Here is a 22734-nt window from a genome sequence, read left to right as displayed (position 1 = left end):
AGCCTCTGGAGGGTATACAAATGAAATGGGAAACACCTGCTTACAATGACATGCGTTTCGGCTTCGAAGTCACCATGTACATCTACAACCGTTAATCGCAACGGTTGTTCCTAAAAAGGGGCAATTTTCCTGCCCCTTTTTTTGCCTGGCGTTTTTGAATCCCGTATCATGCGGCGCTCTTTCATTCACGCGAATCACTCATGAAAATCAGAGTTCTCGGCGCCGGCGCCGGCGGCGGTTTCCCGCAATGGAATTGCAATTGCGACAATTGCGGCCGTTACCGCAGAGGCGAATTCAACGGCAAGGCCCGCACCCAATCGTCGATTGCCGTCAGCAGCGACGGACGCAACTGGTTGCTGTTCAACACCTCGCCCGATATTCGGGCCCAACAGGAAGCCTTTCCGGCCATCCAGCCCAAAACCGGTATCCGCGACACCGGCATCAAGGCCGTTTTGTTGATCGACAGTCAAATCGACCACACTACCGGCATGCTGATGCTGCGCGAAGGCAAGCCTTTGGAAGTGTATTGCACCGAGATGGTCAAGCAAGATCTGACCAGCGGTTTCCCGCTGTTCACGATGCTGAAAGACTATTGCACGATCAACCATCATCCGATTGCCTGCGACGAAACGCCGTTCGAGATTCCCGGCATAGACGACATTCGCATTTACGCCCATGCCTTGAAGAGCAAAGCGCCGCCGTATTCGCCGCACCGCCACGATCCCCACGACGGCGACAACATCGGCGTCGTCGTCGAACAAATTTCCACCGGCAAGAAGCTGTATTACGCACCGGGCCTCGGCGAAATCGAACCGCAGGTCATGGCGGCGATGCAAAACGTCGATTGCCTGATGGTGGACGGCACTTTCTGGACCGACGATGAAATGGTGGTGCGCAACATCAGCCACAAACACGCCCGCGAAATCGGCCACTTGCCGCAATCCGGCGCCGGCGGGATGATCGATGTATTGAACGGCGTGCCGAACGCCCGCAAGATTTTGATACATATCAATAACACCAACCCGATTCTCGACGAAGATTCGCCGGAGCGTAAAACCCTGGATGCCAACGGCATCGAAGTGGCTTACGACGGACTGGAAATTGACTTATAACCAAGGTGTTACATGACTGCAGATAATCAACCCTGGAGCCGCGAAGAATTCGAAGCCAAACTGCGCGGCATGGAAAAGTTCTACCACATTCATCATCCGATGCACACGCTGATGAATGAAGGCAAGCTGACCAAGCAACAATTGCAAGGCTGGGTCGCCAACCGCTTTTATTACCAGGTGATGATTCCGATCAAGGACGCCAATATCATGGCCAACTGCCCGGACCGCGAAACCCGCGCCAAATGGGTACAGCGCATTCTGGACCACGACGGCCATCCCGGCGACCCAGGCGGTATTGAGGCCTGGATACGTTTAGGCATCGCAGTCGGCTTGACTCGGGAAGAGATTACTTCGCTGGAACACGTGCTACCCGGCGTGCGCTTTGCCGTGGACGCCTACGTCAATTTCGCCCGCCGCGCCGAATGGCACGAAGCCGCCAGTTCGTCGCTGACGGAACTATTCGCCCCGAAAATTCATCAACAACGCCTGGACAATTGGCCGGACGTGTATCCTTGGGTCGAACAAGAGGGTTACACTTACTTCCGCAAGCGCCTGACCGAAGCCCGCCGCGATGTCGAACACGGCTTGGAACTGACCCTAGACTGGTACAAAACCCGCGAACAGCAAGAACGCATGGTGCAAATTCTGAAATTTAAACTGGATGTGTTGTGGAGCATGGCCGATGCGATGTATCTGGCTTATGTTGCCGAGATGCCTCCGTACTTCAACATCGAAAAATAACGATGCAAACCGCCGAGCGGCTTCGTTTTAGTGCCGAGGAGTATCTGGCTTGGGAAGAAACCCAGGCCGAGAAGCACGAATTCGTCGCCGGCGAGGTGTTTGCGGCGCCGGAAGTGCAACGGGATCATGTTATCGCCACGGGTAATATCATGGTCGCTCTGAAATTGCGTTTACGCGGCACACCCTATCGTCCATACATATCGCAGCTGAAGTTGCGAGTCGAAGCCGCCGACGCCTTTTTTTACCCCGACGTGATGGTGTCCTGCCATCCCGGAGACTTAGGCAACCAGCAATATATTTCCAACCCGTCGCTGATCGTCGAAGTCTTGTCCGAATCGACCGCCGATTATGATCGAGGCGGTAAATTCGTCGCCTACCGCAAGCTAGAATCGCTGAGGGAATATTTGATCGTCGACATCGAAGCCCGCCGGGTCGAATGCTTCCGCCGCACCGCCGACAACGACTGGCTGTTGCACGACTATGTCGGCGACATCGATTGCCAACTGCGCAGCCTCGGCATTCGCATACCGACGAGCGAAATTTTTGAAGATATTGCTTAGGAGGCAATCATGCGCTGGCAAGATGTACTCGCAGATCCATCGCTACAAAATCTGCCTTATAAAATCGAATTGAACGAAAAGGGGGTCATCGAAATGTCACCCGCATCATTCAGTCATAGCCGGTTGCAAGCCAAAATCGCCGTGCAATTATCGCTACAATTGGGCGGCGAGGTATTTACCGAATTGGCGATCCAAACCAGCCAAGGCGTCCGGGTTCCCGATGTCGCCTGGGGATCGGAAAGCTATACCCTGATGCATCAAGCCGAATTGTGGGCGTCTTCCGCCCCCGAACTGTGTGTCGAAATCCTGTCGCCCTCAAACACCGCCAAAGACATGCTGGAACGGGTCGAGCTATTCCTGCAAGCGGGTGCCATCGAAGTCTGGTTGGTCGAAGAAAACGGCACCGTCAGCCAGTACGACAGCACCGGCCAGATCACGACATCCCGATTCGCGGCCAATTTACATCATTGCTTTGCCAGCCATTGACATTAACCCATGAGCCTTAACCCCGACCAAATCCTGCAATTCTCGCCGCTGCACCGCCTGCAATGGGAAGAAGCCCAACAAAAATACGTGATTCTGTACCCCGAAGGCATGGTCGAACTCAACCAAAGCTCGGCGGAAATCCTCAAGCTGTGCGACGGCGCGCACAATCCAGCGCAAATCGTCGAAGAATTGGAAACCCAATTCGAAACGACCGGCTTGAGCAACGACATCCACAATTTCCTGAACATCGCTTTGCAAAATGGCTGGATCAAACAAGGCTAACATTACCCCGCCGCGCTGGCTGCTGGCGGAGCTGAGCTACAAGTGTCCGCTGCAATGTCCGTATTGCTCGAATCCGCTGGATTACGCCAAATATCCGGACGAACTTAGCACCGACGACTGGAAGCGGGTACTCAGCCAAGCCCGTAAAATGGGCGCGGTGCAACTGGGTTTTTCCGGCGGCGAGCCGCTCACCCGCCAAGACTTGGTCGAACTGGTAGGCCACGCCCGCGAGCTGGGTTATTACTCCAATCTGATCACCTCCGGCTATGGCCTGACCGAACAGAAAATCGTCGACTTGAAGCAGGCCGGCCTAGACCATATCCAAATCAGCATTCAGGCTAGCACTCAAGAGCTCAACGACCACATCGCCGGCACCGCGACCTACGAACATAAACAGGAAGTCGCTCGCCTGATCAAGAAACACGGCTACCCGATGGTGCTCTGCGTGGTCATCCACCGCGAAAACATTCATCAGATGCCACAGATTCTGGAAATGGCCGAAAATCTTGGCGCCGATTATCTGGAACTGGCCAACACCCAATACTACGGCTGGGCCCATATCAATCGCGACGCGTTGCTGCCGACCAAGGAACAGTTCGAGGAAGCCGAAAAGATCGCCCAGGCCTACAAGGAAAAAGTCGCCGGCAAGATGAAGATTTACTACGTCGTGCCGGACTTTTACGAAGACCGGCCGAAAGCCTGCATGAACGGCTGGGGCACCACCTTTTTGACCATCGCCCCGGACGGCACCGCGCTACCTTGCCATTCCGCCCGCGAACTGCCCGGCCTGGACTGTCCCAACGTCAAGGATTTCAGCATCGAACAAATCTGGAACGAATCGAAAACCTTCAATTTCTTCCGCGGTACCGAATGGATGCAGGAGCCTTGCCGCAGTTGCGACGAAAAAGGCAAGGACTTCGGCGGTTGCCGCTGTCAGGCTTTCCAGTTCAACGGCGACATGTACAGCACCGACCCGGTCTGCGGCAAATCACCGGAGCGGCACCGCATCGATGCGGCGATCGCCTCGGCACGAGAACTGACCTTATCCGGCGACGAAAAACCGCTGGTGTTCCGCAACAGTAAAAACTCGAAAAACCTGTTCGGTTAATCCGCCAATCGCCGGCGCTCAGCGTCGGCTGCTATGCGAGTTTTTGTAACGTTCGATACCTTCCAGGATTTCATTTCTGGCGTCCTCGACGCCGCCCCAACCTTCCACCCTGACCCATTTGCCGTCTTCCAGGTCCTTGTAATGCTGAAAAAAATGGGTGATTTTCGCCAGCTTGTCCGGCTGCAAGTCCCGGTAGTCGGTCACGTGATTGTAAAACGGCGTTAGCTGCGGCATCGGCACCGCCAACAGCTTCGGATCGGGTCCGGCCTCGTCCACCATTTTTAATATCCCGACCGGCCGGCAGTGGATCACGCAGCCGCTCAGCAGCGGCGCGGGGGTGATAATCATCACATCGACCGGATCGCCGTCCTCGGACAAGGTTTGCGGAATGTAGCCGTAATTGCAGGGATATTGCATCGCGGTACCCATGAAGCGGTCCACCGTCAACGCACCGGTGTGTTTATCCACTTCGTATTTAACCGGATCGCTGAAAGCCGGAATTTCGACCACTACATTCATTTCGAACGGTACGTTGCCGCCGGCGGCGACTTGCATAAACGACATCAAATCCTCTTTGAGCACGTGGGAAAGGCTGTCATTATAGTCGCTGTTCCCCAGTCTTCAGGATAAACAGGTGATAGGCAGTCTGGAAAAAATGCGCGGCGCACTGGCCAATCCGGTGCAGTACAGCTTGCCGGTCGGCGAGCAACAACTCCCGTTAAACCCGCTGATCGGCAAAACTTTGACGCTACGTCATACCGGAAAAATCTTTTGCGTGCATTGCGGCACTAAGACCAAGAAAAGCTTTAACCAAGGCTATTGCTACCCTTGTTTCATCAAGCTGGCACAATGCGATATGTGCATCGTCAAACCGGAAACCTGCCATTACGCCGCCGGCACTTGCCGCGAACCGAGCTGGGGCGAAGAGTTTTGCTTCCAACCGCACATCGTCTACCTGGCCAATTCGTCCGGCATCAAGGTGGGCATCACCCGCCGATCGCAAATTCCGACCCGCTGGATAGACCAGGGCGCCGTACAAGCCATTCCAGTATTCGAAGTCGCCTCCCGCCACTTGTCCGGGCTGATCGAAGTCGCGCTGGCCGAACACGTCAGCGACAAAACCAGTTGGCAGCAAATGCTGAAAAACAACACCGTCGAACTGGACCTGCCGGCCTTGCGCGACCAACTGCTGGATAAATGCCAAGCCGAACTGGCCGCCATTAACGAACGTTTCGCCGAGCAGCCGCCGACGCTGCTGTCCGACGCCGAAGCGGTGCAGTTGGAATACCCGGTGCTGGAATACCCGACCAAGGTCAAATCCTTCAATATGGATAAAGACCCGAGCGTGGCCGGCACCTTGCTCGGCATCAAAGGCCAATACCTGATTTTCGACAACGGCGTCATCAACATCCGCAAATACGCCGGCTACGAAATCGAAGTCGAAACCTGAGTCTCAAAACAGTGGGTCCTCGCCCGGCAACACATGCCGTTATTAACCCGGCTCTTAAATACCGTTCGCCTGTCGAAGGGCACGCCAGCCGGGGCTTCGCCGAGCTCGTCCCGAACGGAATAGCAGTGACCGATAAGGACCAAGTTAATCAGTTAAACCTTTCGTGGCGAGCTTGTAAATCGTTCCTGATGAACTCGTAAACCGTTCGCTACGAGCCTGTAAACCATTCATGGCGAACTGGTAAACAGTTCGTGGCGGGCTCGTAAACCGTTCGTGGTGAGCTTGTCGAACCATGGACGGTTACCAGTTCGCCCTTCCACCGCACTCCGGACCAACGGTTAACGTTACCGCATCGTCCCGGCGACAACCGGCAAGTTGCAGCCAGCAGGCTCCGAGAGTGGCGCTCAAGGTTTGGAGCATTGCGATTATTACTCGGAGTGTTGCGCGCAAGGCTTTTAGAGTTGCGAGCAAGGCTCGAAGCCTTGCGTTTATTACTCGGCGTGTTGCGCGTCAGGCTTTTCGAGTTGCGTTTAAGTCTAAAGGCCTTACGCTTGCTGCCGGGGAAATCATCGGCAACACGTGCAGCCTTGGCGATCCGGTTTTGAATCGTAAAACCCGATCCAGACGCATCGAACGGCGCAAACCCCGCTATCGATACTCGGCTCGAAACCCACCGGCCGGATTCGTCTATGCCGACAACCGGATTCGATTCGGGCTCGCTCGGCACGACGGAATGCCAACAGGCAAACCATAGCGTTCCCGCCCCATAAACGAAACGAAGACCGGCGTGTGCCTTTATTGAGCTTGTAAAACGTTTGCCGGTATATCTGTTTTCGCGCGTCAATCCTCTCGGGATTTTGGAAATCAATCGATCGTCGTCAGGTGTCCTCAAGATTATTTGGCGGGTCAATTCGGTCAGAAGCAGATTCCTAAATGACTGTCGCGAGTGACAGCAATAAATACGACATCTTTCCTTCAGGCTTTAGAGATTTGAAAGGCCGTTTTGCTTCAATCTATTGCTGCGGCTAGTCGGACGCACGGTATTATTTGGCGTTCGATTCAAAGCATTACTACAATATAGGTTATGAAAAATCACACAGCAATCGATTTATTTTGCGGTGCAGGCGGGCTGACATGCGGGCTTGAACAAGCTGGTTTTCGCGTGCTTGCAGGTGTTGAACTGCTGGACATTGCAGCCGAAACCTACCGCCATAACCACAAAAGAACCCTGTTACTGGAAGACGATATTTGCAACCTATCGCCGGCTGAAGTCATGTCTGCGTTGGGGTTGAAGCCCGGAGAATTATCCTTACTTGCAGGCTGTCCGCCTTGCCAAGGTTTCTCGTCGCTGAGAACCAGAAACAAAAAATCGAGTGTAGACGATCGACGTAACGATCTTGTTTTCGAATTTGTTCGCTGGGTAAAAGTGTTTCTGCCCAAATGTATAATGATGGAAAATGTCCCAACACTTGCGAAAGATACAAGAATGACCGATGCAATCGCACAACTTGGGGACTTGGGCTATCGGATCGGTGATTCAAGTTTACGTATCGATGATATTGCCGATTACGGCGTCCCTCAAAGACGTAAACGCATGATTTTTACGGCCAGTCGATTTGGTACGGTCGAACAACCGAAACCTGCTGAAACTAAAGCCATTGTAAAGGAGGCTATCGCCTGGTTACCGAAAGCCGGGGAAAGCGGCGATCCGCTGCACGACTTGCCTGAAATAAGGTCTGAAAAGGTCGGTAAGCTGATTTCTTTGATTCCCAAAAACGGCGGCAGCAGATCGGATTTACCGCAGGAATATTGGTTGGAATGCCATAAGCGTTATCCGGACGGTTTTAGGGACGTCTACGGCAGAATGCGTTGGGACGACGTATCACCGACCATAACTGGCGGATGCCACAATCCGTCGAAAGGTCGCTTTTTGCACCCCGAAGAAAACAGAGCTATCACTTTACGGGAAGCAGCATTACTGCAAACCTTCCCTAAAGATTACTATTTTTCTCTGCGCAGAGGCAAAGACTCGGCGGCGTTAATGATAGGCAATGCCTTACCCCCGGAATTTATTCGACAGCAAGGCGAAGCCATCTTGAAACATTTAGAATCCGTCGATTAGATTTTTTGCACCAATTGCTCGATTTTCGAGGCTTTTTGATGTGCATTCAAATATTCCTGATACACCCTGAATGCATTTTCTATTAAGCCTTTATAGGTAACGATTCTGGCATTGGCACTCTGAAGCATGTTTTTTTGATCCTCATCCATCGCAACGTCCTTTTCGAGCAGAAGGCATATATCGATAGCATCTACCGAGCCGTGAAAAGTATCAGGGTGATCGATAAGAAACTGTTTGACGGCATCTTTATATTTCTTAGCCTGTTTCAATAACTTATAGAAATCCGGCGTAATGCCCGGCTTTTTCAGTTCGATAATAATCTGACGACCAGCGCTGTTTCGATAAGCTATATCGATTCTGGCTCCGCTGTCCGCATCCGGTTTCGCTTTCTTTAATTCATCGGTCAGCGTCAATTCAAGATGCTCGGAGCCTTTAATTCTGTCCCAAGTCGGATCGAGAAGCCATAAATGCTCAAATAGATATTCTTGCGCGACTTTCTCAAGCTCTTTTTTATCGACGATATCTTTGAACTTTTCGATGATATGCAGGCGATTATTGGTGATGTCCCAATAATAGGTTTCCTCCATATCGTCCAACGAGCGAAATATCGCTTGAAACTCGGGGCTGGTAACACTGCTGATCGTTTCAAGTCTTGCCAACTGTTTCTTGGCCTTAAGTTTCTCGAATCCAATAATCGTACTTCGATATAAATCCTTTTTGTATTCGTCGTTTTGCTCTTGGTTGGAAGAGAATTGATTGTTGTAAACACTCATGATCAAGCGTTCGGCCGATTTTCTATCCCGCTTGTCGGTAAGACTGTTAAGCCAGTCTTCCACAAACGGATTTTTATCCGGCAAATTCTCGTACCCGAGAGCTTTACGCCAATCGTCCCAGGCGCCAGCCACTTTTTGCATCTGCGTTCTTAAATGGCCGAGCAATCCCATAAATTTAGGGTCGTTCTGCTTAATGGCTTCCCGGCTGGCCGTTGCCCTGTCTACCTCGTCTTGATCCAAAAAATCGGCGTGTATTTCACCGACCAAATAGCTATTGAAATGATCACTATTACTTAATATCGGCAACACATCCTCTTGAAAAACGCGGCCGTTAGCGAAAATCGATATTTGGTTGATATTGGTGTCCTTTTCCTTCAACTGTTTCGGCTTGGTGACCGAGGCGATATAACCCCGAAGCACCAAGTCGGAGTCATGCGGTACCGAAGGATCGAGCACCATTATTCTTTGGGCTTTCGTCTCTTTATCGACGGCGAGATTCTTACACAGTTTTAAATTGTCGTCAGCTTCGACGCCACCGAAGCTCCAGAAAAATTGCACGTCGTCATGAAAACCTCGGTCGGCGATAGTGACTTTGTCCTCGTTAATGTAAATCTCGAATGGCAACTCGCCGCTATTGCCGATGATGCTGAAGCGCCTGGACAGCCGCAGTTTTAAATTGGATTCCGTCGTCGAGATAATCGATTTATTCAATTGAGATAGCCGAATAACCGTTCCGTGAGAGCCATCCAGCTTAGTCGAAGGTGTTATGGAATTAAGCCTATATGGTTGGTGTTCGTTAATAGTGCTTTTTAGTTCGGGTACGTTTACCGAAACCCCTATCGCCTCTTTACTTTCTTGCTTGGTTGAAATATCGACAACGTCGGCCAGCGAAAACATAGCCAATTTTCCGATACCCTTTCTACCCATCACGCGCCGCTTCTTGTTAATCGTAAAGTCGGAAAAATTCCGCCTTGCATAACCGACGTTTAAAAACTTGTCTTGCAAATCGTCTTCGGACATACCGTGACCATTGTCCGCAATGGTAATGATATGCTGACTTTTATCGATGGAAATAGTCACTTCCGTAGCTTCGGCATCGTAGGCGTTCGCGATGATTTCCGTTAAAACAGCCGGCGTGCTGCTGTATAACCCCAATCCCAAATGATTCAACACGTTCAAATCGATTTTAAAAGCGAATTCCGTCATTAAATTATCCTTAACAATAGCGCGTCGCGCCGACGACTAAGTATTTAAAAAATTGATTATTGTTGTTTTTAAAGCATCTTTGTCTTTCAGTTGGCATTGCCAAATAACCAAAACCTTCCAACCCATGCTATCGAGTCTGCCGAACGTTTCTGCATCGCGTACTTTATTCTTTTCCAGCTTCGGAAGCCAAAATTCTTTGTTCGTCGCCGGTACGGTCCCGCGTTTGCAATCGTGACCATGCCAAAAACAGCCATGCACAAAGATAACCTTCTTACGGCTCGGAAAAACTAAGTCCGGCTTGCCGGGCAGGTTTTTGGCGTGCAGGAGATATCGATAGCCGAGGGAGAAAGTCAATTTGCGCACGGCAAGTTCCGGAGAGGTGTTTTTGCTCCGAACCTTGCTCATGATTTCGCCGCGTTTTTCTTTGGTAATTATGTCCAAAATAATTACGCGGCTAAGTTAGGTGGCTAAGAATCATTAACAAAAATCGATTTAACTCCCGTTTGACGCCAAATTATAGTCATCTCCTTTAAGCAATGCTAAGCGATTGCGCCAATTTGCCAAGTCCAGAAGCGGCCATTCAATCCTGATGTAATGTATCGGAATCGATGGCAGGGTTTGAATCGGAACCGGTGGCTGATTTGAATTGGAATAGACATCCCCACATGAGTTGACCGATTTTCGCGGGTAGGGCTTGCAGACCGCCCGTCAGCGATTCGGACTTGGCGGACTTTCCGCATACCTCGGCCACCCGCTCGCTTCACGGCTTTTGTCTACCGACCATCCGATACTAATCAACCTCGAATGCCTGAGTTCATTGGGCCGGAATTTTATCGCCGGCCAAGTCCCGAACGCCACGCCGGCTTCGAAGGCCGGTGATTGCTTTCTTCTCGGTTTTTTGGACGTTTTCCGCGCCGTGGCGCGGTCCGGGCGGACGTTCAAAAGTCGCAAAGTTTTTCGCTTAATTTTACTTTGTCAGATTCTCGGTAGTGCTCGTCATTTCGGCAGGGATTGCCGAAATCCAGACCCCACGGACGGATCGAAGCTTGCCATCCATGGCACTGGATGGCCGCATCCCGGCGGGCATGACGGCGTTGCTTAAATCCGACAAAGTAAAATTAAGCGGCTGTTCAATTTTTCTGGGCCGGCTACAGGATGAAGATGTGATTAAAAAGGTCGATGGGATGTGGGATCGCTGGTTCGTTTAAGCTAGACTTCCCGCTTTACCGCCAAGCCCACCGCCGATGAAAATCCTGGTCGCCGACGACGTTCCGGAAAACCGTATCTTGCTGCAAAAACTGCTGGCCAGGATGCAGCACCAAGTGGTGTTGGCCGAGGATGGCGAACAAGCGGTTGAGGTGTTCAGGCGCGAAGCGCCCGACCTGATCTTGATGGACATCATGATGCCCCGAATGAACGGCCTGGATGCGATCCGGGCTATCCGCGCCGAGGCGACCGACCGTTGGGTGCCGATCTTCGCGATCAGCGCGCTGGCCGAAATCAACGATGTGGTCAATGGCCTGCAGGCCGGCGCCGACGACTATTTGCCCAAACCCTTCAACCAAGCGGTGCTCAGCGCCAAACTGCTGTCGGCGCAACGCTCGGTGGCGATGCAAAAGCGCATCGTCGAAGACAGCCGGCAACTGCAGGCCTATCGCGACCAAAACGAAGCCGAACAGCAGTTTTTGCAGGGTTTGATCGAGCGCATGACCCGCCAAAACGATCTGAACGACCGCAGCCTGGCGGTGTGGCTGATGCCGGCCCAGCGTTTCAGCGGCGATCTGCTGTCGGCGCGGCGCATCAGTAGCGGCCAAATCTATTTTCTGCTGGCCGACGCTTGCGGCGAAGGCTTGGCGGCGGCGCTGCCCACCGTGATCATTCATCAGGCTTTTCAATCGATGACCAAGAAAGGCTTGTCGATTACCGTGATTATTCGGGAAATCAACCGCTTGCTGGGTGTGCAAATGCCGCCGGGACACACCGTTGCCATCGCGGTCGGCATCGTCGACAGCCAGCGGAATTCTATCGAATTGTGGAACGGCGGATTGCCTGACTTACTGGCGCTGGACGGCGACGGCCAACCGTTGTTCCGCTTCGAGTCGCGCCACCCGCCGGCCGGAACCGTCAACGACAGGGAATTCAGCGACCGCTGCGAAGTCTGGCATTGGCCGCAAAGCTGCCAATTGTTGATGTATTCGGACGGTTTGATTGCCGCCGAAAACGGCGAGGGTCAGCCCTTCGGCCGGGAAAGGCTGCTGGAAATTGCCGCCGCCGCGCCGCCGGCGCGCCGGGTGGCCGAATTGACGCAAGCGTTGACCGCGCATATCGGCGACCGCAATGTCGCCGACGACATTTCCTGTATGACGATTAACTGCGGATAACGCCGAGGCCGATTGGCCGTCAGGCGTTCAAGCCCCTGATCATTTCGTTGGCGGCCAGTTCGATACCGCGTTTGAAGTAGTCGCAAGCCTGATCCTTGTCGCCCTTGGCGAAAAACACTTCGCCGAGCAACTGGTAAGCGGCCACGCTGGCCTCGATATGCAGGCTTTTCAATAGATACTGCTCGGCCTTTTCCATCTGCCCGGCTTTCAGCGCCAATCGGCCCAGCACTTGGAACAATACCGCGCTGTTCGGATAAACCGCCAGCCATTGCTCGACACCTTGCAATTGCTTGGCGTCGTCACCAGTATCCACCGTTGCGTACAGGGCCAGCAGGGTTTCATCCCAATGCTTGGCGAGTTGCGCCATGATGGCGTCTTCGACGCGAACGCCGGCGCCGACGGCGATCATCGCCGCGAAATAGATATTGGCGATACCCGGCACGACTTTGATGTGGTTGGGTACGTCGGCCCAACAGGCGGCGATCGCGGGTTCGTCGTTGCTGGCGGCGGCCTGCTTCAACAGGCGACTGTAGGTTTCGGTTTCCAACAATTTGACTTCGGCTTCCATCAAGATTTTGTGCTGTTGCAAGGTCGGCAACAGTTTGCTCAAGCCTTCCCAATCGCCCAAATGCTGATAGGCCTGATGCATCATTTTCAACACCCTGGCGTGACCGGGATTGATCGAATGCAGCTTACCCAACGCTTGTAGGGCTTGCTCGAATTGTTTCTCCGACAAATGTAGTTCCGCCTGGGTCAGGCCGACGATCAAATCGCTGTCGGCCGATTGCTCGGCGGCTTTCTTCAGATATTCGTCGCGTTTATCCATCGCCCCGCGCGAATGCGCTGCCCGCGCCGCGGTCAGATAGTGCAGCAGCGGCGCGCCGCTGTGCGCGGCGTGCTTGATCAAGACTTTTTCGGCGCTTTCCCAATTGCCGTCGGCCGCGTCGACCAAACCGGCGACCAGCGCCTCTTGCGAGCGATTGAAGCGAATCGTCCGCCGACGTTTGCTAATCTGCGCCGGCATCCGAACGAGCACGCCCAACAGCCGGAACAGGCTGTACAACACGAAAAAACCCAGGACCTGGCCGACGGTAAACACGGTCAGCGAGGTTTCCAACGACCAATGCCCAAAGCCGATCAGCACGTAACCCGGATCGTTATGCTCGGCCAGCCAGCTATGCAATAAAAACGCGACCAGAACGGCGGTCAGCAGCGAACCGAGAAAATACATCAGATTCTTCATGACTGTACTCGCTTATGGCTGAGCGTTGCCGGAGGCGGGTTGGGCGGCCGGTTCGGCGGGCGCGCCGGTGATAATAGCCTTGTCGGTTTCCAGGCGCAGCTTGCCGATGTCTTTCAGCAGTTTCAACGAGCCGGAAACGTCCGGATATTGGCTGCGGATTTGCACGGCGGCGAGTTTGTCCAATTCGGCGACGAATTGCTCGGTCTTTTGGCCCTCGGCAAAGTTTTTCTTCAGCCATTGCTTGGCGTCGGCGATGCTACTGGCGAACAAGGTGTCGTTCTGCTGAACCAAGGCGATTTCGATCATTTCCAGCCGGACCTTCAACTGCTGCTTGAGAAAATGCGCTTCCTCGGGCGTCAGGATGGCGTTGACCGGTTGCTCGGTATGGCGTAACACGACATAACCTTCCAATTGCTTGGCGACTTGCTGGAGAATTTCATGACCGTTTTCGGACAAGTCATTATTCGGCTCGGCTTTTTCCGGCTGCTTGCCGGCATGCGGCAAAAATACCGACAGACCTTCGACCGCGTCCTGCAAGTGCTGGATACCGGCGTAAATGCCGACAATGTCCGGCACTGTCGCGCTATTCAGCAGCGCCAGTTCCTTGGCGATTTGCTCGCGTACTTTGAAAACCGCCGCGTCGCCGCTTTCCCGCAAACGTTGGTCGGCGGCTTCCAGCGCTTCGCGAGTAGTGTGGACGTCGCCGACCAGATGCAGACGCTGGTTGGCGACGGTCAGCAAGTATTCGGCGTCGGCCAACAACCAGTCGCCGCGCGTCTTACCCAATTGCCGCTGCAAAACTTGAATCGAAGCTTCCAGTTCCTTGCGGGCGGTTTCCAGCCTTTCCTCATGGAGTTTCGAGAAATCGGTCAGCGTTTGAGTAAAGTGATTGTCCTTGCCGGTCATTTCGGCGTTCAGATTGGCGAGCTGCGACTGCAGGCCGGACAACTGATCCTGCAAACCGTTGATTTCCTTATCGACTTCAATCAGTTTCAGATTGTCCTGATTGTTTTCGGTGTCCTGGCTGGCCCGCAATTGCTGAAAGAAATAAAAGCCGGCCGCCGCCAAGCCAATCACCAATAGAATCGCGACGATACCTATCCACAACCCGGCGAGAGACTTTTTTACCACCACGGTGGGGGTTTGATTTTCTTGTTGTTGTTCTTCAGTTACTTCCGCCACTGTTTTCCCCGTTCAATATCGTCGTCAAGGTCTCTAAAATCGCCGCGTCGGCCGGTTGCCGACACACCGCCACGCTGGAAAATCCGAGTTCCGTCGCGGCCGCGCCTATCCTTTCGCTGACCACTACCAACGGCAAGGCCCGCAACGCCGCCACCGAGGTTTCGTCCAACATGACCAGCAGATTCTCCAAGGCTTCCAGGCTGGTCATCGTTGTGGCGCTCAAGCGGCCCGCCGCCAACGCCGCCATGAGTTCCGTCGTATCGGTAGCGGGTCTGACCCGCCGATAAACCTCCAAATACGCCACGTCGGCACCGCGAGCGCGCAATGCCTCGGCCAGTTTTTCGCGACCGCCGACTCCGCGCACGATCACACATCGCTGCTCGGCGACCGCCTGCATCGGCGCCTCGGCCAATAAGCCCTCGCTGCTGAAATCGCAGGTCGGCACGCAGTCGACGCGCCATCCCGCCGCGCGCAAAGCCCCGGCAGTCGCCTCGCCCACCGCGGCAATCCTCGGCCGATGCAAGCCGGGCATTTTGCCACCGAACGCGGCGATAGCAAAATCCACAGCATTCGTACTGGTAAAAATCAGCCAGTCGCTAGCGGCAGCCAATTGCAGACTTGGCTCGGCCAACGCCTCGGCGACTATTTCCAGGACCGGGAATCGGACGGCCTGTCCGCCGGCGCTTTCGATCAAACCGCATAAACGCTGGGCTTGCGCGGTCGGCCGGGTGACCAAGATTCGAGCGCCGCGCAAACCCGGCGTCACTGATACAGCTCGCGTAGAATTCGGTCCGCGCCCTGCGCCAGCAATGCGTCGGCGACTCGTTCGCCCAGCGCCGTGGCGTCCGCCAAACCGCTTTCGGCTTCGGCACGGTAAAGCACCGAACCGTCCGGACTGCCGACCAAACCGCGCAGCGCCAGGCTTTCGCCGCGAATTTCGGCAAACCCGGCGATAGGTACTTGGCAGCCGCCATTCAAACGGGCATTCATCGCCCGCTCGGCGGTGACCCGGATGCTGGTGGTCTCGTCGTGAAGGACTTTTAAATAGTCGTGTATTTCGACATCGTCGCTGCGGCACTCGATGCCTATCGCGCCTTGCCCCATCGCCGGCAGACTTTGCTCCGGCGTCAGCGGCGCCGTGATCCGTTCAGCCAATCCTAAGCGTTTCAGGCCGGCCGACGCCAGAATGATCGCGTCGTATTCGCCGGCATCGAGTTTAGCCAGCCGGGTGTTGACGTTGCCGCGCAGGCTGAGAATCTCGGCCTTCGGGAATTTTTCCTTGATTTGGCATTGGCGACGCAGGCTGGAAGTGCCGATGCGAGCGTCGGCCGGTAATTCGGCCAAATCGCGGTAGCGATTGGAAACAAAGGCGTCGGTGGGGTCCTCCCGCTCCAAAATCACGGCGAGATGCAGCCCTTCGGGAAATTCCACCGGTACATCCTTCATCGAATGCACCGCTATGTCGGCCGCGCCGTCCAGCATCCCTTGCTCCAATTCCTTGACGAACAAGCCCTTGCCGCCCACTTTGGCCAACGGCGCGTCGAGAATTTTGTCGCCGCGCGTCACCATCTTGACCAATTCGGTACGCAATCCGGGAAACGCTTGTTGGAGCCGGGCCGCGACATGTTCCGCCTGCCACAAAGCCAGCGGACTTTGTCGAGTCGCGATACGAATGATTCTGTCGGCCAATTGCGCTCCTGACTATCGGCATCGGCTGGGCGATACCGGGGTTAAACGTAAATAGCCGCTATTGTAATCCGATTCGAACGGGAAGGTCTTTAGAAGTTGCTTTCCGGAACACGAGCAAACGTGCCGCCGGAGAGCGTCGAGAGGAATGTAAGCGAGCGCGGGACGCGTTAGTCCATGCCCGCCGCGGAACCGGCGCCCTTGACGCCGCGCAGGCTGGTGCCGTCGAAATTGGCGTTACGGAAATCGGCGCCGTCGACGTCGGCGTCGCTCAGATTGGCGCCCCCTAAATCGGCCCAGCGCAGATTGGCCCGGCGTAAATTGGCGCCTTGGAATTGCGCGTAGCTCAAAATCCCGTGCATCAGGTTGGCATCGCTGAGGTCCGCGCCGCGCAGTTTGGCGTTGTTCATTTCGACCCGAGCCGGTGCCATGCCCTGATTCGCCATATCCGCGCCCAAATTGGCACGCCTCAGCAGCGCACCGCTCAGATTTACGCCGTTCAACAAACCGATGATACGGCTGCCGCTCAGATCGGCGCCGCTTAAGTCGGCACCGTCCAACACCACCGCGTAAAGGCTGGCTCCAACCAACGTCGCTTGGCGCAAGCTCGCTCCGCGCAACTGCGCGCGGTTTAAATTGGTATTCGCCAAGTTCGCGCCATCCAAGCGGCAAGCGTCCAGATTGGCGGAAAATAAATCCGCGCCGCGAAAATCCAAGCCGGACAAATCCAGTCCCGACAAATCCTTGCCTGTCAATTTCGGACGCTGCGTAGCGCCGGAAATCTCGGCCGCCACTTGCTCGCGCGTCATCTCGGCGGCGACCGCCAAGTCGGGGATAAACACCGAACAAGCGACCGCCGCAAGCGCGACACGCCAGACCCCAACCGTCATATGCCCACCTGTTCCGAACGCCCGCCATTCGGGCCAGCCAACCCTAACAAGCGCCAGGACCACTGGCAAGGGAAAAATCCCCGTATCGCCTTTGACCGCATCTCGGCGCCGCCCAAACCTACTTTCGGGCAGCCAGCCTTCGCGAACCCCAAAGCATCGCGCCGGCCGCGATGGATTCGCAGGCCATAGATTGGGCATTGACCCGAGCGTTCCGCTCGGCCGCGAAAGCTGTAACCGGCCAATACCAGTCGGCTAGCAATCCTGAAACCGCTGTATCGCCCGGCGAATGGAAGTCAACGGCGCAAGCGGGGCTTTAACCACGATCGATAGCGCTCCGACACCGGCACAGCCTCGGCATTTCCAACGACCTTCATCGCATAAAGCGGCTTAAACCCGCTTCGCGCGGCGATTGCGGCCTGCAAATCCGCTAAGCTCCGCGTATCCAAGGCCTGACCATGTCGCGTATCGAGGCGCCGTGCTGGCGGTAGTCGTCGAACAGGCGGTGTATGTCCTGCGGATTGAGGTAAACGTAAACGCCGCAACCGGTGCGCGCGATGAATTCGCCGCTCAACGCGTCCAAAAAAGCGGCATGGGAAATATCGTTTTGCCGAAATGACGTTAAGGTTGACATGATTGCATCCTCCGAATTGTTATTTTCTAAGGCTCCGCCGGCGTGGCGAGGTTCCCATCCTTGCCGCCTCCGTCGCGAGGCTTAGCGCTCGCGATCGGGATTCCTCCCACGCTGACAGTCTACGGTCGCCCACATTGTTTACGCTGTCTGATTTTTCACTGACAAACTGTCGTATTTTCGGCACTTTCTCCGAACGGCCACCGAGCCTTTCGGCTAAAACCCCTCCGGCTCAATACCTGGGGAGCGCGGGCGGCCTCTTAGAGCCGGCATCACGTAAAACGATGGCTCGCGGCGATTTCAACACCAGCCATTTTTAACCCCCTCCGTTTGGTCGCGCAAAAAATAAGATCCCTCGATTCCGAGCCTGCTTGACCGGCCTTGCCGTGCAGGCCGCGCACGAGGGACCGACTTAACGCCCGGCCCCTCAACGGCACCCGGTTGTTATACATCCGCCCAGTCTCTTCTAAACTATCGGAACGCACGACTCGGAACGCAAACCCGGCGCCTGACGAGTCGCACTTTTTCCGTCCATTTTGCAAGGATACCCATGAAGACATTAAGCGCCGCCGCGCTGCTACTCTCGTCGACACTAACCGCATCGCCAATCCTGGCCTCTCCTATTTCAGGGGTCGTCGAGCAAGGTTTCGATCCGTTCGGCTGCGACCAAGTGTTCCCTTGCGACGTTCTGGAACTGACTCAAACCCTGTTCGGCGGTAAGCACGGCACGTTGATTTCTGTGGCCGACGACAACCCCGATAACGACAATCTAAGCTTGAATTTCGATTATCGGCTCGATACCGTCTATATCGAACGCGCCCGCTTGCGGGTCTGGCTGCGCGACGATACCCGATTGGTCGCGGACGCGTTGTTGTTCAATTCCGGTCTACTGGACACGCGCGAATATGCCGCCATCACCTCGATCAACGGCGAGCCGATCAGCGCCGACTGGGTTGAAGTGGGCGGTTTGAAACAATACCTGGAATTGGACATTACCGACTTTTTGTCGTTGAGCGGGGCCAACACCTTCAGCGCGACGTTGGGCGTCATGGACACCGGCAGCCGGGACTATCTATTCGCGGGTGCCGAATTTTTCGTCAAATACTGCGACCCGGCCACGCCTATCGATAACGGCGGCATCGGCACGGTGCCGTTGCCCGGCGCGATCTGGTTAATGGGCTCGGCGCTACTTGGCATCGGCGCGGTTAACACCAAATCGCGCCGGGCCGCCTAGCGTTTTCGAGCGGTTTCCCGCTGAACGATCCATTTAGCTCGGAACAAGCCACCGCGCCGGTCAGCGATTACGCGCGGCTGGCGTGGACCAAATTCGATCGGACAGGCAAAATAGCCGATTCGCCAACCGCCGCTCAAACATGCTCGCACTCCTGGTCCGTTTTTCCATCCGCTATTCCGGCATCGTCATCGCGCTGGCCCTGCTGCTATTCGGCTACGGCGGCTATCGCTTCGCCAATGCCGGCCTGGACATTTTTCCGGAGTTCGCGCCAAAGCAAGTCATCATCCAAACCGAAGCGCCTGGCCTGGCCGCCGAGCAAGTGGAAGTGTTGGTCAGCCAGCAGATCGAACAGGCCGTTAGCGGCCTGATCGGCCTGAAAAACTTGCGCTCGCAATCGATACAAGGCCTGTCCATCGTCACCGCTACCTTCGAGGAAAGCAGCGACGTGTACCGCAACCGGCAGTTGGTCGGCGAGCGGCTGACCGGCATCGCTCAGCGACTGCCGGCCGGAGTCGGTACGCCGATTCCGCTGCCGCTGTCGTCATCGTCGGCCACCGTGATGACGATAGGCTTGCGGGCCGGCGGCAAATCGTTGCTGGAATTGCGCAGCCTGGTGGATTGGACCTTGGTGCCGCGCCTGCTGGCGGTACCCGGCGTCGCCGACGTCAACGTGTTCGGCGGCGACATTCAGCAATTGCAAATCCAGCTGCTGCCGGCGGCCTTGCAGCGTTACAACTTGTCGGTCGACGAAGTGGTCACCGCCGCCGCTAGCGCCAGCGAAATCAGCGGCGCCGGCTTCATCGACAACGGCAATCAGCGCTTTTCGCTGCAGCTCAGCGGCCAACCGAGCAATCCGCACCAATTCGAACAGTTGGTGGTCAAGCGTTTGAACGGCAGCAACATTTTGCTCGGCGATGTCGCCGAGGTCGGCTATGCGCCCGCCCCGGCGATCGGTGCCGCGCAAATCCAGGGCCAGCCGGCCATCGTGATGATGATCATCGGCCAGTACGGCGCCAACACTTTATCGGTGTCGCGGCAAGTCGAAACGGTGCTCGAGGAGTTTCAACCGCTGTTCGAGCAACAAGCCATCGCCTTCCACGCCCATCTGTTCCGGCCGGCCGACTACATAGAAACCTCGCTGCACAATCTGGCCGGCCATTTGTTGCTCGGCGGCGCCTTCGTGTTGTTGGTGCTGTACGGCTTTTTGTTCGATTTGCGCAGCGCGCTGATCGCCGCTACCGCGATTCCGTTGTCCTTGCTGACCGCCGCCCTGGTCTTGCTGACTTGCGGCGTGAATTTAAACATTATGGTGCTGGGCGGGCTGGCCATTGCGTTGGGCGAAGTCGTCGACGACGCCATCATCGACACCGAAAACATCTTCCGGCGCCTGCGCGAAAACCGCCTGAAGATTCACCCCGACCCCAGCGACGAAGTGATCTACCAAGCGTCGCTGGAAGTGCGCGGTTCGGTGGTTTACGCCAGCTTCATCGTCGCGCTGGTGTTCGTTCCGCTGCTAACCCTGGCTGGCGTCAGCGGCCGTTTGTTCGCGCCGTTGGGCGTGTCCTACATTCTGGCGATCATGATGTCGCTGCTGGTGGCGCTAACCCTGACCCCGGCGCTCTGCCACCTGCTGCTGCGGCGGCGCCTGCCGGACACCGCCGAGCCGCCGTTGATCAAGCGCCTGAAACCCTGGTACGCCAAACATTTGCTGTGGACCACTCGCCATTTCAACGCCGTGGCCGGCATCGGCCTGATCGCTTGCGCGGCCGGTCTGGCGGCGTTTTTACAGTTGGATCATCAATTTCTGCCGGAATTGCGCGAAGGTCACTTCATCGTCCATACCGCCAGCGCGCCGGGCACTTCGTTGCAGGAATCATTGCGGGTGGGCGCCTTATTGAGCGAACAATTCGCCGACATCGAAGGCGTCGAGTCGGTGTCGCAGTGGGCGGGCCGGGCCGAACGCGGCGCCGACACCTACGGTAGCCATTACAGCGAATACGAAGTGCGATTGAAACCGCTGTCCGGCCGCGACCAACAACGGGTTTTGGACAGCCTGCGCGACGTGCTGGAACAATTTCCCGGCATCGGCTTCGAAGCCAACACCTTTTTAACCGAGCGGGTCGACGAAACCATTTCCGGTTACACCGCACCGGTGGTCGTGAATCTGTACGGTAACGACTTGAACGAACTCGACGGCAAGGCCCGACAATTGGCATCCTTGATCGCCGGCATCCCCGGCGCCGCCGACATTCAGATGCGCTCGCCGCCGGCCACCGCCACACTGCAAATCCAACTCGACGGCGAGCGTCTGAAGTTTCGCGGCATCAGCCCCGCACAAGTCATGACGACCCTGCAAACCGCTTACGAAGGCCGCATCGTCGGCAAGCACATCCAGGGCAACCGCATCTTTAACGTAGCGGTGACCTTGCCGCCGGAAAAGCGCAACGACCCGGAATTCCTGGGGCAACTGCCGTTGAAAAACGCCGACAGCCAGCGGGTGTTGCTCGGCGACATCGCCGACATCCGCCACGGCGAAGGTCGGTACAACATTCTGCATCAAGGCGCGCAGCGTATACAGACCGTGACTTGCAAGGTTGAGGATAGAGACATGGACGAGTTTGTCGCCGAACTGAAACGCCGGGTCAACAGCGAAATCGCCTGGACCGGCAGCGCCCATCCGCAATTCGTCGGCGCGGCGATGGAGCAGGCCGAAGCGCGCGAGTCCTTGCTCGTGCATGCCTTGCTGGCAGGCGTCGGCGTGCTGATTTTCGTGTACATCGCCCTGGGCAGCCTGCGCCACATGCTGCTGACCTTGCTGAATCTACCCTTCGCGCTGTTGGGCGGCGTCGCGGCCGTCGTCGTCACCGACGCCACCCTGTCGGTCGGCTCCTTCGTCGGCTTCGTTACCTTATTCGGCATCACCGTGCGCAACTGCATCATGCTGATTTCGCATTACCGGCATTTGATCGAATTCGAAGGCCAGGTTTGGAATCAGGCGACCCTGGTCCGCGGCGCCCAGGAGCGCCTGCCGGCGATTTTGATGACGGCGCTGGTCACCGCGCTGGCAATGTTGCCGATTGCCTTCGACAGCGACAACCCGGGCCGGGAAATCATGGGACCGATGGCAGCGATCATCATCGGCGGCCTGGCGTCATCGACGCTATTGAATTTACTGTTGATGCCGGCGATCCTGCAACGCTACGGCCGCTTTTCGGTGGAATTCGAGCCGCAGGTTTGACGGTTTGGCCGACGGCGGACCGGCGCGGTCATTCTCGCACCCTCAACCGCCGTCGATTTCCTGTTCCAGCAGGGTCCGCAAGCCTTCCGGCATTTCCAGCGTCAGCGGGTCCCAGCCCTCCAGGCTCAACACATCCTGCAGGCAATCCTCCATGATCCGATGCGCGGCCAACGTGGCCTCGGCGATGCGTTCGTGCACTTGGCTTTGCAATTCGCTACGGCCGCGCTCGGCGCAATCGGCTTGATATTCGTACAGCTTGCGCAGGCTGTCGATCTGCACGCCGACTTGCGACGGACAGGAACACAGATAGAGAATCGATTGTAAATTGATGCGCCGCAACTGCGCATTGCTGAACTTGGTTTCCAAACTCATGAATCCAAACCTCTCGGTTGCTGTTGTTATTATAATTTTT

23 protein-coding genes are annotated in these 22734 nt (G+C 55.8%); 13 read left to right on the top strand and 10 right to left on the bottom strand.

The features are described 5' to 3' along the window. Nucleotides 1–20 precede the first annotated feature (20 nt). From pqqA to pqqE, 7 genes are all read left to right on the top strand, one after another. Nucleotides 21–95, top strand: a complete 75-nt coding sequence (gene pqqA / locus ACP4CD_RS19875) for a pyrroloquinoline quinone precursor peptide PqqA (protein WP_054760176.1) — start codon at nucleotides 21–23, stop codon at nucleotides 93–95. Between the two features lie 105 nt (nucleotides 96–200). Beyond that, nucleotides 201–1112 (top strand): pyrroloquinoline quinone biosynthesis protein PqqB, encoded by a 912-nt coding sequence (gene pqqB, locus ACP4CD_RS19870; RefSeq protein WP_426992264.1) that lies wholly within the window; start codon nucleotides 201–203, stop codon nucleotides 1110–1112. 12 nt (nucleotides 1113–1124) lie between these two features. Then, nucleotides 1125–1853, top strand: coding sequence for a pyrroloquinoline-quinone synthase PqqC (gene pqqC, locus ACP4CD_RS19865; protein ID WP_426992263.1), 729 nt, complete (start codon nucleotides 1125–1127; stop codon nucleotides 1851–1853). A 2-nt stretch (nucleotides 1854–1855) separates the two neighbouring features. Next, on the top strand, nucleotides 1856–2413 hold the full coding sequence (locus ACP4CD_RS19860; protein ID WP_426992261.1) for a Uma2 family endonuclease: 558 nt from the start codon (nucleotides 1856–1858) through the stop codon (nucleotides 2411–2413). Nucleotides 2414–2422: 9 nt separating this feature from the next. Continuing rightward, nucleotides 2423–2899: a Uma2 family endonuclease gene (locus tag ACP4CD_RS19855; RefSeq protein WP_071158765.1), complete on the top strand. Its 477-nt coding sequence runs from the start codon at nucleotides 2423–2425 to the stop codon at nucleotides 2897–2899. Between the two features lie 9 nt (nucleotides 2900–2908). Then, nucleotides 2909–3181, top strand: a complete 273-nt coding sequence (gene pqqD / locus ACP4CD_RS19850) for a pyrroloquinoline quinone biosynthesis peptide chaperone PqqD (RefSeq protein WP_426992260.1) — start codon at nucleotides 2909–2911, stop codon at nucleotides 3179–3181. Next, entirely contained in the window at nucleotides 3159–4289 is a 1131-nt protein-coding gene (gene pqqE / locus ACP4CD_RS19845; RefSeq protein WP_426992259.1) for a pyrroloquinoline quinone biosynthesis protein PqqE, read from the top strand. The genes pqqD and pqqE overlap by 23 nt, the downstream gene beginning before the upstream one ends. Nucleotides 4290–4307: 18 nt before the next feature. Here pqqE and ppa read toward each other — a convergent pair whose 3' ends face one another. Beyond that, the gene (gene ppa / locus ACP4CD_RS19840) at nucleotides 4308–4853 is read right to left on the bottom strand and encodes an inorganic diphosphatase (RefSeq protein WP_064031479.1); all 546 of its coding nucleotides are present in this window, start codon (nucleotides 4851–4853) and stop codon (nucleotides 4308–4310) included. 70 nt (nucleotides 4854–4923) lie between these two features. Here ppa and ACP4CD_RS19835 point away from each other — a divergent pair, with 70 nt between their 5' ends. Together ACP4CD_RS19835 and ACP4CD_RS19830 are read left to right on the top strand one after the other, a co-directional pair. Next, entirely contained in the window at nucleotides 4924–5739 is an 816-nt protein-coding gene (locus tag ACP4CD_RS19835) for a DUF2797 domain-containing protein (RefSeq protein ID WP_426992257.1), read from the top strand. A gap of 1084 nt (nucleotides 5740–6823) precedes the next feature. After that, on the top strand, nucleotides 6824–7861 hold the full coding sequence (locus ACP4CD_RS19830; protein ID WP_426992255.1) for a DNA cytosine methyltransferase: 1038 nt from the start codon (nucleotides 6824–6826) through the stop codon (nucleotides 7859–7861). Here ACP4CD_RS19830 and ACP4CD_RS19825 read toward each other — a convergent pair. Beyond that, nucleotides 7858–9840 (bottom strand): BbrUII/HgiDII family restriction enzyme, encoded by a 1983-nt coding sequence (locus tag ACP4CD_RS19825; protein WP_426992253.1) that lies wholly within the window; start codon nucleotides 9838–9840, stop codon nucleotides 7858–7860. The two genes, ACP4CD_RS19830 and ACP4CD_RS19825, sit on opposite strands and share 4 nt — an antisense overlap. A gap of 36 nt (nucleotides 9841–9876) precedes the next feature. Beyond that, a complete protein-coding gene (locus tag ACP4CD_RS19820) occupies nucleotides 9877–10281 on the bottom strand; it encodes a very short patch repair endonuclease (RefSeq protein ID WP_426992251.1) in 405 nt (134 codons plus the stop codon). A gap of 605 nt (nucleotides 10282–10886) precedes the next feature. On the opposite strand from ACP4CD_RS19820, the gene ACP4CD_RS19815 reads away from it, so the two are divergent. Both ACP4CD_RS19815 and ACP4CD_RS19810 read left to right on the top strand, forming a co-directional pair. Then, nucleotides 10887–11048, top strand: coding sequence for a hypothetical protein (locus ACP4CD_RS19815; RefSeq protein ID WP_426992250.1), 162 nt, complete (start codon nucleotides 10887–10889; stop codon nucleotides 11046–11048). A gap of 36 nt (nucleotides 11049–11084) precedes the next feature. Next, a complete protein-coding gene (locus ACP4CD_RS19810) occupies nucleotides 11085–12221 on the top strand; it encodes a SpoIIE family protein phosphatase (protein WP_396642711.1) in 1137 nt (378 codons plus the stop codon). 19 nt (nucleotides 12222–12240) lie between these two features. Here ACP4CD_RS19810 and ACP4CD_RS19805 read toward each other — a convergent pair whose 3' ends face one another. From ACP4CD_RS19805 to ACP4CD_RS19780, 6 genes are all read right to left on the bottom strand, one after another. Then, nucleotides 12241–13464 (bottom strand): heme biosynthesis HemY N-terminal domain-containing protein, encoded by a 1224-nt coding sequence (locus ACP4CD_RS19805; RefSeq protein ID WP_426992247.1) that lies wholly within the window; start codon nucleotides 13462–13464, stop codon nucleotides 12241–12243. A 12-nt stretch (nucleotides 13465–13476) separates the two neighbouring features. Then, nucleotides 13477–14646 carry a uroporphyrinogen-III C-methyltransferase gene (locus tag ACP4CD_RS19800; RefSeq protein ID WP_426992246.1) on the bottom strand — a complete coding sequence of 390 codons (1170 nt, stop codon included), beginning with the start codon at nucleotides 14644–14646 and terminating at the stop codon, nucleotides 13477–13479. Beyond that, on the bottom strand, nucleotides 14630–15412 hold the full coding sequence (locus tag ACP4CD_RS19795; RefSeq protein WP_426992244.1) for a uroporphyrinogen-III synthase: 783 nt from the start codon (nucleotides 15410–15412) through the stop codon (nucleotides 14630–14632). The genes ACP4CD_RS19800 and ACP4CD_RS19795 overlap by 17 nt, the downstream gene beginning before the upstream one ends. Next, nucleotides 15409–16335, bottom strand: a complete 927-nt coding sequence (hemC, locus tag ACP4CD_RS19790; RefSeq protein WP_064023975.1) for a hydroxymethylbilane synthase — start codon at nucleotides 16333–16335, stop codon at nucleotides 15409–15411. The genes ACP4CD_RS19795 and hemC overlap by 4 nt, the downstream gene beginning before the upstream one ends. Before the next feature lie 167 nt (nucleotides 16336–16502). Further along, complete coding sequence (locus ACP4CD_RS19785) at nucleotides 16503–17222, bottom strand: pentapeptide repeat-containing protein (protein ID WP_426992243.1); 720 nt, start codon at nucleotides 17220–17222, stop codon at nucleotides 16503–16505. A gap of 427 nt (nucleotides 17223–17649) precedes the next feature. Further along, nucleotides 17650–17853: a hypothetical protein gene (locus tag ACP4CD_RS19780; RefSeq protein ID WP_064023976.1), complete on the bottom strand. Its 204-nt coding sequence runs from the start codon at nucleotides 17851–17853 to the stop codon at nucleotides 17650–17652. A gap of 547 nt (nucleotides 17854–18400) precedes the next feature. Between ACP4CD_RS19780 and ACP4CD_RS19775 the strand changes: the two genes are divergently transcribed. Next, a complete protein-coding gene (locus tag ACP4CD_RS19775; protein ID WP_426992242.1) occupies nucleotides 18401–19084 on the top strand; it encodes a hypothetical protein in 684 nt (227 codons plus the stop codon). 139 nt (nucleotides 19085–19223) lie between these two features. Beyond that, nucleotides 19224–22322 carry an efflux RND transporter permease subunit gene (locus ACP4CD_RS19770; RefSeq protein WP_426992241.1) on the top strand — a complete coding sequence of 1033 codons (3099 nt, stop codon included), beginning with the start codon at nucleotides 19224–19226 and terminating at the stop codon, nucleotides 22320–22322. A 42-nt stretch (nucleotides 22323–22364) separates the two neighbouring features. On the opposite strand, the gene ACP4CD_RS19765 is transcribed toward ACP4CD_RS19770, so the two are convergent. Further along, nucleotides 22365–22694: a hypothetical protein gene (locus tag ACP4CD_RS19765; RefSeq protein ID WP_217631690.1), complete on the bottom strand. Its 330-nt coding sequence runs from the start codon at nucleotides 22692–22694 to the stop codon at nucleotides 22365–22367. Nucleotides 22695–22734: the final 40 nt, after the last annotated feature.

The organism is Methylomonas stagni, assembly GCF_050154735.1.
GTDB lineage: Bacteria > Pseudomonadota > Gammaproteobacteria > Methylococcales > Methylomonadaceae > Methylomonas > Methylomonas koyamae_A.
The sequence above is the reverse complement of the archived record's forward strand: the minus strand, read 5'-3'. Positions and strand labels throughout refer to the sequence as shown.